At 47.4% G+C, this 12,004-nt stretch carries 11 protein-coding genes; 5 read left to right on the forward strand and 6 right to left on the reverse strand.

Annotation, left to right across the window (positions count from 1 at the left end; genetic code table 11):
• Position 1: 1 nt before the first annotated feature.
• Positions 2-829 carry a posphoenolpyruvate synthetase regulatory kinase/phosphorylase PpsR gene (gene ppsR, locus AOC06_RS03060; protein WP_215381138.1) on the reverse strand — a complete coding sequence of 276 codons (828 nt, stop codon included), beginning with the start codon at positions 827-829 and terminating at the stop codon, positions 2-4.
• A gap of 107 nt (positions 830-936) precedes the next feature.
• On the opposite strand from ppsR, the gene ppsA reads away from it, so the two are divergent.
• Positions 937-3,333: a phosphoenolpyruvate synthase gene (gene ppsA, locus AOC06_RS03065; protein WP_215381140.1), complete on the forward strand. Its 2,397-nt coding sequence runs from the start codon at positions 937-939 to the stop codon at positions 3,331-3,333.
• Positions 3,334-3,363: 30 nt separating this feature from the next.
• Here ppsA and AOC06_RS03070 read toward each other — a convergent pair whose 3' ends face one another.
• The 5 genes from AOC06_RS03070 to smpB all read right to left on the reverse strand — a co-directional run bounded on the left by AOC06_RS03070 (position 3,364) and on the right by smpB (position 8,088).
• Positions 3,364-4,254 carry a proteasome-type protease gene (locus AOC06_RS03070; protein ID WP_215381142.1) on the reverse strand — a complete coding sequence of 297 codons (891 nt, stop codon included), beginning with the start codon at positions 4,252-4,254 and terminating at the stop codon, positions 3,364-3,366.
• 36 nt (positions 4,255-4,290) lie between these two features.
• Positions 4,291-5,109 carry a transglutaminase family protein gene (locus AOC06_RS03075; RefSeq protein ID WP_215278989.1) on the reverse strand — a complete coding sequence of 273 codons (819 nt, stop codon included), beginning with the start codon at positions 5,107-5,109 and terminating at the stop codon, positions 4,291-4,293.
• 8 nt (positions 5,110-5,117) lie between these two features.
• The gene (locus tag AOC06_RS03080) at positions 5,118-6,098 is read right to left on the reverse strand and encodes an alpha-E domain-containing protein (protein WP_215381144.1); all 981 of its coding nucleotides are present in this window, start codon (positions 6,096-6,098) and stop codon (positions 5,118-5,120) included.
• Between the two features lie 13 nt (positions 6,099-6,111).
• Positions 6,112-7,524 carry a circularly permuted type 2 ATP-grasp protein gene (locus AOC06_RS03085; RefSeq protein ID WP_215381145.1) on the reverse strand — a complete coding sequence of 471 codons (1,413 nt, stop codon included), beginning with the start codon at positions 7,522-7,524 and terminating at the stop codon, positions 6,112-6,114.
• Positions 7,525-7,635: 111 nt separating this feature from the next.
• Positions 7,636-8,088: an SsrA-binding protein SmpB gene (smpB, locus tag AOC06_RS03090; RefSeq protein ID WP_215306293.1), complete on the reverse strand. Its 453-nt coding sequence runs from the start codon at positions 8,086-8,088 to the stop codon at positions 7,636-7,638.
• Between the two features lie 24 nt (positions 8,089-8,112).
• Here smpB and AOC06_RS03095 point away from each other — a divergent pair, with 24 nt between their 5' ends.
• The 4 genes from AOC06_RS03095 to guaA are packed head-to-tail and all read left to right on the forward strand — an operon-like array spanning position 8,113 to position 11,999.
• Positions 8,113-8,544, forward strand: a complete 432-nt coding sequence (locus AOC06_RS03095) for a type II toxin-antitoxin system RatA family toxin (RefSeq protein ID WP_215381147.1) — start codon at positions 8,113-8,115, stop codon at positions 8,542-8,544.
• Positions 8,537-8,875, forward strand: coding sequence for an RnfH family protein (locus AOC06_RS03100; RefSeq protein WP_215381149.1), 339 nt, complete (start codon positions 8,537-8,539; stop codon positions 8,873-8,875). Before AOC06_RS03095 ends, AOC06_RS03100 begins: the two co-directional genes overlap by 8 nt.
• 26 nt (positions 8,876-8,901) lie before the next feature.
• On the forward strand, positions 8,902-10,368 hold the full coding sequence (gene guaB, locus AOC06_RS03105) for an IMP dehydrogenase (RefSeq protein WP_215381151.1): 1,467 nt from the start codon (positions 8,902-8,904) through the stop codon (positions 10,366-10,368).
• 23 nt (positions 10,369-10,391) lie between these two features.
• Positions 10,392-11,999 (forward strand): glutamine-hydrolyzing GMP synthase, encoded by a 1,608-nt coding sequence (gene guaA / locus AOC06_RS03110; RefSeq protein ID WP_215381153.1) that lies wholly within the window; start codon positions 10,392-10,394, stop codon positions 11,997-11,999.
• The last annotated feature ends 5 nt before the right edge of the window (positions 12,000-12,004 follow it).

A 12,004-nucleotide genomic window follows, 5' to 3' on the forward strand; every position in this document is an offset into this window, starting at 1 on the left:
CTTAGCCCAGGATAGTTTTATCGGCCTTAATTGCTTGCAAGACTGTAGTGGCGATTTCTTCGATGGATTTGCTGGTGGTGCTGACCCAAGGAATAGACTCTTTCTTGAGCATCGCTGTTGCTTCATTAATTTCATAACGACAATTTTCTAGCTTGGCATAGTTGCTACCTGGACGCCGTTCATTGCGGATTTCTGAAAGACGCTCAGCATCAATCATGAGTCCAAAAATTTTCTGGCGATAAGGGAGCAAGTCCTTTGGTAATTGCCCTCGCTCAAAATCCTCTGGAATGAGGGGATAGTTTGCGGCTTTCAGGCCATATTGCATAGCCAAATAGAGACTGGTTGGGGTCTTGCCCACGCGAGAGATGCCGACCAAGATGACATCAGCCTCGGTGAGTTTGAGATTGGACTGTCCGTCATCGTGCGCTAATGAATAATTAATCGCCTCAATCCGGTTTTTATAAGCCGCTGTGTCCGCATTGTGGTGTAGTCGGTTCATGGCATGGGTGGACTTGATGCCTAAGGCTTGTTCAAGGGGCGCCACAAAGGTCTGAAACATATCCAAAATCAGGCCATTGGCTTTTCCGACAATTGCATTGAGCTCTGGGTTAACTAAGGTAGTAAAAACAATGGGTTGCACACCATACTTAGACGCCGCCTGATTAATGCTGCTAACCGCCTCATGGGCTTTTTCAATGTTATCCACAAAAGGGACGCGAACTTGTCTAAAAGTGGCCTCAAATTGAGCCAAAATCGATTGACTGAAGTTCTCGGCGGTAATGCCGGTACCGTCTGAAACAATGAAAACGATGCGGGATTCGGTGGACATGATTTTGGGTCTTTGGGTCGGTGTCAGCACTACAATAATACGTTAGTGAAGTATGCCGTACTTTATGCGGCCGCTCGACCAGTTTCCTTATCCTTAGAGAGTATTTTATGTCCAACCAACAGCATGAAAATAGCAGTTTGGCGCAAGCCTACGTTTTACCTTTTGAGCAACTCCGCATGACCGACGTTGAATCTGTCGGCGGTAAGAATGCCTCCTTAGGGGAAATGATTTCACAATTGGCAAGTACCGGGGTACGTGTACCCACCGGTTTTGCCACTACTGCATTGGCCTTTCGTGATTTCTTGCAGCATAACAATCTCACCGAGAGAATTCAGCAGCGTTTAGAGCATCTGAATATTGATGATGTTCGTGCTTTAGCTGAAGCGGGCGCAGAGATTCGTCACTGGATTGAGACTGCCCCTTTTCAGCCCCGTCTAGATGAAGAAATTCGGGTCGCCTTTAAGAAGCTTGATGAATCCGGGAAGGGCTCTTTTGCAGTCCGCTCTTCAGCGACTGCAGAGGATCTGCCAGATGCTTCATTTGCTGGTCAACAAGAAACTTTCTTGAACGTCGAAGGGATTGACGATGTTTTAAAGAAGATTCGTGAAGTCTTCGCTTCGCTTTATAACGATCGTGCGATTTCCTATCGGGTTCACAAGGGATTTGCCCATGCTGAAGTTGCTTTATCTGCTGGTATTCAGCGGATGGTGCGATCAGACTTAGGTGCGGCCGGCGTGATGTTTACCTTGGATACCGAATCGGGTTTTGAAGATGTGGTCTTCATTACTTCAAGTTATGGCTTGGGTGAGACCGTTGTTCAAGGCGCTGTAAACCCGGATGAGTTCTATGTCTTCAAGACCACACTGGCTAAAGATAAAAAAGCAATTATCCGTCGCTCATTAGGATCAAAGCTGATCCAGATGCAATTTGCTCCCGCCGGTTCAGCAGAAAAAGTAGTTACTGTCGATGTCTCTCCAGAGAAGCGCAATCGTTTTTCTTTGGAAGATTCCGATATCACCGAGTTGGCCAAGTATGCTGTCATCATTGAAAAACACTACGGTCGTCCAATGGATATCGAGTGGGGCAAAGATGGTCAAGATGGCCGAATATATATTCTGCAGGCTCGTCCTGAGACAGTGAAGAGCCAAGCTGCTGGCCAAGTAGAAATGCGTTACAAGCTCAAAGGTAGCTCAAAGGTGTTGGCTAAGGGCCGTGCGATCGGTCAAAAGATTGGTGCCGGTCCAGTCCGCATCATTCGTGATCCTAGTGAAATGGATCGTGTTCAGCCTGGCGATGTATTGGTTGCCGATATGACCGATCCCAATTGGGAGCCAGTCATGAAGCGCGCTTCTGCGATTGTGACCAATCGTGGCGGTCGTACTTGTCACGCCGCGATTATTGCGCGTGAGTTAGGTGTTCCCGCAGTGGTGGGTTGCGGCGATGCTACTGATCAACTCCAAGATGGCATGGTGGTGACGGTATCTTGTGCTGAAGGTGACGAGGGTCATATTTATGATGGTCTGATTGAAACTGAAGTAACTGAAGTTTCTCGTGGCGCTTTGCCTGAGATCCCAGTCAAGATCACGATGAATATCGGCAACCCCCAGCTGGCATTTGATTTCTGCCAAATCCCGAATGCGGGTGTCGGACTCGCGCGTCTTGAGTTCATTATTAATAACTACATTGGCGTTCATCCCCGCGCAGTCTTGGAATATCCTAATGTCGATCCTGACCTCAAGCGTGCAGTTGAAAGTGTGGCACGGGGTTATGCAAGTCCAAGAGCGTTCTATGAGGACAAACTTGTCGAGGGTGTAGCCACTATTGCTGCTGCTTTCTATCCCAAGCCTGTCATCGTGCGTTTGTCCGACTTCAAATCCAATGAGTACAAGAAGCTGATTGGCGGATCACGTTATGAGCCTGATGAAGAAAACCCAATGCTCGGTTTCCGAGGCGCCTCACGTTACGTCTCAGAAGATTTCGGTGAAGCATTTGCCTTAGAGTGCGCCGCCATGAAACGGGTCCGTGAAGATATGGGCTTGGATAACGTTGAGATCATGGTGCCATTCGTAAGAACGATCAAGCAAGCACAACGCGTGATTAGCATGATGGAGAAGTTTGGTCTCAAGCGCGGCGTCAATGGCTTGCGCCTCATCATGATGTGCGAGATTCCTTCCAATGCGATTTTGGCTGATGAGTTCCTCGAGTATTTCGATGGCTTCTCCATTGGTTCAAATGATATGACTCAGCTCACACTCGGTTTGGATCGAGATTCTGGCATGGAGTTATTGGCGATTGACTTTGATGAACGCGATCCTGCGGTTGAGTTCATGATTGCGCGCTCCATTGACGCCTGCCGTAAGCAAAACAAATACGTCGGTATTTGTGGTCAAGGACCTTCTGATCACCCAGACTTTGCTCGGTGGTTGGTTGCTAAAGGCATTACTTCTATTTCCCTCAATCCAGATAGCGTTGTAGCTACATGGGAGATGTTGGGCAAGCAGTAAGTCTTACCTTAGAGCCAACAGGCGACTATCTTAGGCTTTTGCCTTGGTGGTCGCCTTTTTTGCTACATTCTTCTTTACTGGCGGCTTTGACTTCTGGATTGGCTTGGCAGGTGACACACTTTTTTGTAGGCGCTTATGCACTGGCACCGGTCCCATTTTTTTGGTTGGGGCGGTAATGGATGGTCCACGACCTGAATTATTCCAGCTAGGCTCAACAATGGCATTAAAGGCGGCGCGAAGTTTTTCGCCCCAGAGCTTATGAATCATCTCGAAATAGGGATTGGCATCATCGATGGTTACAAGCTTGCTGGCCTTCAAGGCATTCTTTTCGTATACCAATAAATCCAGCGGTAGACCAACCGAGATATTACTTTTCAGGGTGGAGTCCATCGAGATGAGGGCGCACTTCGTCGCCAGATTCAGCGGGGTATCAAATGTAATCACGCGATCCAGAATGGGTTTGCCATACTTGGATTCACCAATTTGGAAGTAAGGTGTCTCAGGTGTTGCCTCGATGAAATTGCCTGCGGAGTAAACATTAAAAAGACGAGGACGCTCACCTTTAACTTGTCCACCAAAGATGAAGTTGCAATTAAATTCAATTCCAGCCTTTGTCAGGGCTTCGTTGTCCCTCTCATATACTTGTTTGACAGCCTCTCCAACTACCACAGCTGCGTCATGACAGCTTTGTGCATTCCATAAATTGATACCATCAAATAACTGGCCTTGGAGCAAAATTTCTTTTACTGCTTGGCTAATTGCGAGGTTACCTGCGCTCATCAATGCAAAAAAACGATTTTGGTCTTTTTGAAAGAGGGCCATTTTGCGAAAGGTGCCAATTTGATCGACACCAGCATTGGTTCTCGTATCAGACAAAAATACTAGACCATCTTTTAAACATAGCCCCACGCAATACGTCATAGCAAAATTCCTAAAATGATTTTTGAGGATTATCGCCTAAGATAGAGAGAGGGGCTCGTAGGTGATCTGCTGTATCGAAATACTGGCACTGAGCTCTTCTCCGCCACCACCAGAACGCACCCCTTTCACGGGGGCAGCAGAGTAATAGTCGCGCCCGATAGCTAAGCGGATATGCCTAGCATCAACTAAACAGGCATGCGTGATATCAACGCTTTGCCAGATGCCATGTTCGATATCACTACAAAAATCGATCCAGGCATGGCTGGCAAGATTAGGGGATTCCTCGGCAAAGAAATAGCCACTGACATAGCGGGCAGGAATGCCGGAAGCCCTACAAAGACCCAACATGACATGGGCGTGATCCTGACAAACTCCAGATTTCAAGGCAAAGGATTGGGCCGCAGTGGTAGCAAAATTGGTTTCACCAGGACGATATGCAATCGTATCTTGTACAGCACTCGCCAGTTTAAGAACTGCTTCAGTTGTATTTTTCTTTGGCAGATGCTTCTCGAAGAAAGACAGCATTTCGGGAGTGGGCTCTGTCAAATGGGTCTGCTGAAGCAAGTAGAAAGGGGATACGGCTTTTGGAGCATCAATGAATTCGTAGGCATCCTGGGTATAGATCTCACCCTCGGCCTCAATCATCATTGAGGTATAGGGACTTTCCTGGACAAAGATATTGCAGAGGTTGCCAAAAGCATCTAGTGAATTGCTCGCCTTAATTGGCGTACCAAGCTTCCAGCGCTCAATCTTCTGCCCCGCAGTTTGCGGAGGGGTCAGACGGAGTTCCTGAATGGAGTAGCGTACAGGTGTTTCGTAGCGATACTCAGTGCGATGGCGGATCTTTAAATGCATAGTTTTGTTTAATTCGAGGCCAATGGAATCAAGTATGCAGTACTGAACTCATCGGCAATATGGTTAATTTTTTCGAGGAAGGATTCAATAAACTCCTCCAGGCCTTGTGAAAACACCTCATCAATATCAGAATAATCCATGCTTGCCTTAAGCTTTCCAAGCAGCCGCTCAATTTCTTTGGATTGCTGATTTTTAACTTCAGAAATTAAGGGAATTAATTCATTGACGCAGCTGACTAGTGAGCGCGGCATTTGTTTATTGAAGATCAATAATTGAGCCACTTGTTTTGGCACTACTTGGTCAGAGTAAATCTGACGATAGATTTCAAAAGCGGAGACAGAGCGTAATAGAGCTGCCCAGTGGTAGAAATCAAAAAAGCTTCCATTATCTTCATTATCGTCACCCGCTTTTTGAGCCTTCAACTCTTTTAAGCTGACCTGATATTCATATTTTGTTTCTAGGATACGGGCGGTATTATCGGCACGCTCCAAGAGGGTGCCGATATTAATAAAGTAAAAGGCCTCATTTTTCAGCATCGTGCCATACATGACTCCACGAAAAAGGTGGCAGCGGTGCTTAACCCAATCGAGTAGACGACTCGGGTCTGCTTGGTCTCTGGCCTCAAGGATGTGTTGAAGCTCAAGCCAGGTCGTGTTTTGAGTTTCCCAAACCTCAGAGGTGATTTTTCCTCGGATCACTCGAGCATTCTCACGCGCAGCATACAGACAAGAAACGATGCTGGAGGGATTGCTGGTTTCATAAATCATGAAATCCAGCACATTCTCGCGATTAACGACATCGTATTTACTCAAGAAGTCTGTTTCTAATTTAGAAATCGTGAGTAACTTTTTCCAGCTCTGCTCTAAAAATTCTGCTGGTTGCGGAAGTAAAGAGGTTTGATGATTGACATCCAGCATACGGGCAGTATTTTCTGCACGCTCGGTGTAACGAGCCATCCAATATAGGCAATCGGCTGTGCGGCTTAACATGGATGACTCTCCCTCATTCTTCCAGGACCCAAGTATCTTTAGTGCCGCCACCTTGAGACGAGTTCACCACTAACGAACCTTCTTTTAATGCCACTCTCGTCAGGCCGCCTGGAACCATCTTGATGGTTTTTCCGGACAGAACAAAGGGCCTCAAATCAATATGGCGAGGTGCTACGCCTGACTCAACAAAGGTCGGGCAAGTTGAGAGAGCAAGCGTGGGCTGGGCAATATATTGATCCGGATTGGCCACTAGGTGAGCTTTAAATGCTTCAATCTCTGCTTTAGTAGACGCAGGCCCAACCAACATTCCATAACCGCCGGCACCATGCGTTAACTTCACCACCAACTTATCAAGGTTGGCTAAGGTGTAGGCCAGATCATCCGGTTTGCGACACTGAAAAGTTGGCACATTATTGAGGATTGGCTTTTCACCAAGATAGAACTCAATCATGTCGGGCACATACGGGTAGATGGATTTGTCATCTGCGATACCCGTGCCAATCGCATTAGCTAAAGTGACATTGCCAGCTCGATAGGCGGATAAGAGTCCAGCAACACCGAGCGTGGAATCTGAGCGGAACGATAGTGGGTCTAGGAAATCATCATCAACCCGACGATAGATCACATCGACTCGTTCTGGACCCTGGGTGGTGCGCATAAAGACCTGCTCGTTCTTCACAAATAAATCTTTACCTTCTACTAACTCAACACCCATTTGTTGAGCTAAGTAGCTGTGCTCAAAATAGGCTGAGTTATACATACCTGGGGTCAACACAACCACGTTGGGTTTTTTAACATCGTCAGGTTTCACTGATTTGAGGCACTCTAACAAGAGGTCGGGGTAATGTTCAACTGGAGCGACACGATATTTCTGGAACAGATCGGGAAAGAGGCGCATCATCATCTTGCGATCTTCGACCATGTATGAGACCCCCGACGGAACGCGCAAGTTGTCTTCTAAGACGTAGAACTCACCTTCACCTGCGCGCACAATATCGATCCCGGCAATTTGCGCATAGATATCTCTGGGGATATCCACATTACGCATTTCAGGGCGGTACTGCGCATTGTTGAAGATTTGTTCAGCAGGAATGATTCCGGCTTTGATGATTTCTTCATCGTGATAGACATCATAGATAAATCGATTGAGTGCCTTGACGCGTTGACGCAAACCTTTTTCTAATTGCTCCCATTCCTTAGCAGCAAAGATTCGAGGCACTTGATCAAACGGAATGGTTCTCTCAGAACCCAAGTCGTCGCCATAGACGGCGAAGGTGATGCCGACTCGACGGAAAATGAGGTCAGCCTCAGCTCGCTTGAGACCCATGAGGGTATCGCTTTGCTGTTTTAGCCAGCTATGGAATATCTGGTAGTGGGGCCGCGCTTTACCTGCAGCATCGAGCATCTCATCAAAAGGCAATTTCATAGTGACAAACTAACGCCTTCGAGATGACAACAATGTAAAGAGTGGAGCGGCTTGGTGCCTTAATGCACCAATATGGTGAAAATTGCTCTAATTCCCTAGTCTAAGCGATTTCTAGCCATTTAGGTCGCCCCGAGCAATACGACCCTTTTGGACTTCCCATTCACGCTCTTTGGTGGCTGCGCGCTTGTCATGCTGTTTCTTGCCCCTGGCTAATCCAATCTCGCATTTCACATTCCCTTTGGAGAAGTGCAGATTGATTGGCACTAAGGTGTAACCCTTTTGCTCGACTTTCCCTATGAGTTTGCGGATTTCAATGGCGTTGAGAAGTAACTTTCGAGTCCGGGTGTTATCGGGGACGATGTGAGTCGATGCTGAAAGGAGGGGGGCAATATGCGCACCAATCAGAAAAAGCTCCGCCTGGCGAATGACCACATACGCTTCTTTAATTTGGGCACGACCTGCACGAATAGCCTTGACTTCCCAGCCTTCCAGAACCAGACCTGCCTCAAACCGTTCCTCGATAAAATAATCGAAGAAGGCTTTTTTGTTATCGACGATACTCATATTTTTACCTTCTCACGATCGATTATGGCAGACGTCCACAAGACCGTTTTAATTGGCCAATCTGCTGAGCGCATGTATGGCTTAGTCACTGATGTTTCAAGCTACCCCGAGTTTTTGCCTTGGTGTGGCGGAGTGGAGATTTTTGAGCAAACCGACACTGTCTTGGATGCCAAAATCCATATTCAATTTAAAGGGATTTCCCAGTATTTCCACACCCGTAATACCAATCATCGCCCAGACTCCATTGATATGGTGTTTGTAGATGGTCCCTTCAAGCGTTTTTCTGGTCAATGGAAATTCATTTCCCTGCGGGAGGATGCCTGCAAGGTGGAATTCACCCTGGAGTGGGAATTTAAGAATGTTCTCCTAGACAAAGTCATTGGCCCTGTTTTTGGTTATATTGCTGGGACCTTTGTGGAATGTTTTGTGAAGCGCGCCGAGGATCTGGATGCTTGAAATCTGGATTTGTGATGCCCGAGGAGAGGCACCCAAGACCATCCTATTTCAATTGGTATTAGCCGCAAATGAAGTCGCTACTGTGGGCTTGGCCTTGCAAAAGGCAGGAATTGCTACTGGGCCCAATGACCCCGTTTTAAGCCGAAAGGGCTGTTTTGGGGTGTTTGGTAAGCGCAAGGATTGGGATAGCCCAATTTATGCGGGTGATCGCCTAGAGCTCTATTCCCCCTTGTTAATTGATCCCAAAACCGTCCGTCGAAAAAAGGCCAATCAGAACCAAGATGCCAAATTTAAGGCTGCAGCCGCTAGAAGAAAGGCAAGAAGGCTATAATCTGTTTTTGCGACTAGGGGTTTTGCATGCGACTCATTCAAAAAGCACTCACTTTTGACGATGTGCTCCTCGTGCCGGCTTATTCATCGGTACTCCCACGTGACGCCAGCTTGGCGACTCAACTTACACGAGACATCTCACTGAACACGCCTTTAGTATCCGCAGCAATGGATACGGTTACAGAAGGTCGATTGGCGATTGCTATGGCCAGCGAAGGCGGTATTGGCATTGTTCACAAAAATCTTAGTCCTATTGATCAGGCTCGCGAGGTGGCTAAAGTCAAACGCTATGAATCCGGTGTCTTACGTGATCCGATTACGATTGCGCCAACAGTGACCGTGCGCCAAGTAATGCAGCTATCTCGTGAGCATGGCTTTTCTGGTTTCCCAGTGCTTGAAGGCAAAACCGTGGTTGGCATTATCACTAACCGTGACCTCCGCTTCGAGGAAGATTTAGATGCTCCCGTTAAATCAAAGATGACTCCTCGCGAGCGCTTAATTACGGTCAAAGAAGGCGCTAGCTTAGAAGAAGCTAAACGCTTGATGAGTAAACATCGTTTAGAGCGCGTACTGGTTGTGAATGATGCTTTTGAGTTGCGCGGTTTGATTACCGTTAAAGATATTCTCAAAGCTACCGAACATCCTAATGCCTGCAAAGACAGTGAAGGTAAGTTGCGCGTTGGCGCCGCAGTGGGTGTCGGTCCTGATAACGATGAGCGAGTTGAGCTTTTGGTGCGTGCAGGCGTCGATGTGATCGTAGTAGATACCGCTCACGGTCATAGTCAAGGTGTACTCGATCGTGTGAAGTGGGTGAAGCAGCATTACCCTCAAGTCCAAGTGATTGGCGGCAATATAGCAACTGGTGATGCCGCTAAAGCATTGGCTGATCATGGTGCCGACGGCGTCAAGGTTGGTATTGGGCCTGGCTCCATTTGTACAACGCGCATCGTTGCCGGTGTTGGTGTTCCCCAAATTACGGCCATTGTGAATGTATCGAATGCCCTAAAAGGCACGGGCATTCCCCTGATTGCCGATGGTGGCATTCGTTACTCTGGTGATGTTTCTAAGGCATTAGCCGCTGGCGCGAATTCAGTGATGATGGGTGGTATGTTTGCGGGTACTGAAGAAGCGCCTGGCGAAGTATTCCTCTATCAAGGGCGCTCTTATAAGAGTTATCGTGGCATGGGCTCATTGGGCGCCATGACTGATGGTTCTGCAGACCGGTATTTCCAAGGTGACATTAGTGCAGCAAATGCTGACAAACTCGTTCCTGAGGGAATTGAAGGTCAAGTTCCATACAAGGGTAGCGTGCTCACGATCTTGCATCAACTTACTGGCGGTATACGTTCTTCCATGGGCTATCTGGGTTGCAAAACCATTGCAGAGCTACATGAGAAAGCCAACTTTGTGGAAATCACCAGTGCAGGAGTACGTGAGTCGCATGTCCATGATGTGAAGATCACGAAGGAAGCACCGAATTACCACATTGACTAAGACTTCATAAGGCTGTTTTCTCCGTGCACGACAAGATACTGATTCTCGACTTTGGTTCACAAGTTACCCAACTCATTGCTAGGCGTGTTCGTGACGGAAAAGTCTATTCTGAGATCCATCCTTACGATTGCGATCCTGAATTCATTCGCCGCTTCGTTCAAGAAGAGGGCTGTAAAGGCATCATCCTCTCGGGTGGTCCAAGCTCTGTAACTGAGCCAGGTAGTCCAAGAGCGCCAAAGATTGTTTTTGAATTAGGAATTCCTGTCCTGGGTATTTGCTATGGCATGCAAACCATGGCGACGCAATTGGGTGGCGCAGTAGCGTCCGCAGAGTCCTTAGGCAAAGCCCGTGAATTTGGTTACTCGGAAGTTCGAGCTCACGGCCATACCGCTTTACTGAATGGTATTCAAGACCTCTCGACGAGTGAAGGCCATGGCATTCTGAAAGTGTGGATGAGTCATGGTGATTCCGTTACCAGCTTGCCAAAGTCTTTCAAGCTCATGGCTTCTACAGATTCCTGCCCGATTGCCGGTATGGCGGATGAAGAGCGTCAGTTCTATGCCTTTCAGTTTCATCCCGAGGTTACTCATACGCTGCAAGGCGCCGCAATCATTAACCGCTTTGTGCATGAGATTTGTGGCTGCAAACCAGATTGGGTGATGGGTGATTACATCAGCGAAGCCGTTGAAAAAATCCAGAAACAAGTTGGTAAAGAAGAAGTCATTCTTGGTTTATCCGGCGGCGTAGACTCCAGTGTTGCTGCTGCTTTAATCCATAGAGCGATTGGCGACCAGTTGACTTGTGTATTTGTGGATCACGGTTTGCTTCGCCTCAACGAAGGCGATATGGTGATGGAGATGTTTGCCCGAAATCTGGGTGTTAAAGTCATACGGGTCGATGCAGCTCCAAAGTTTATGTCTGAGCTTGCTGGAGTAGCTGACCCAGAGGCGAAACGCAAAATCATTGGTAAAGAATTTGTGGAAATCTTCCAAAATGAATCAGCTAAAGTTAAGAACGCGAAGTGGTTGGCTCAGGGAACGATTTACCCAGACGTCATTGAGTCTGCAGGTAAGGGCAAGAAGGGCGCGCATACGATTAAGAGCCACCATAATGTGGGCGGTTTACCAGAAGATATGCATCTCAAATTATTAGAACCCTTACGAGAATTATTTAAGGATGAAGTGAGAGAGCTTGGTGTTGCACTTGGCTTACCCAGAGAGATGGTCTATCGCCATCCCTTCCCAGGTCCTGGCCTTGGTGTTCGTATCTTGGGCGAAGTGAAAGAAGAATTTGCCAAATTGTTACAACGTGCTGATGCGATCTTTATTGAAGAGTTGCGTAATACAGTGGATGAAGTTAGTGGCAAAAATTGGTATGACTTGACCAGTCAGGCTTTTGCTGTATTTCTCCCGGTAAAGTCTGTTGGCGTAATGGGTGATGGTAGAACCTATGAGTATGTTGTTGCCCTAAGAGCTGTACAAACCCAAGACTTTATGACTGCACATTGGGCTCACTTACCGCACGAACTCTTGGGTAAGGTTTCCAATCGCATCATTAATGAAGTGCGTGGCATCAATCGAGTCGTCTATGACATTAGCGGTAAACCACCAGCAACCATAGAGTGGGAATAAAGCAT

Origin of the sequence: Polynucleobacter paludilacus (assembly GCF_018687595.1) — a bacterium.
Taxonomy (GTDB): Bacteria; Pseudomonadota; Gammaproteobacteria; order Burkholderiales; family Burkholderiaceae; genus Polynucleobacter; species Polynucleobacter paludilacus.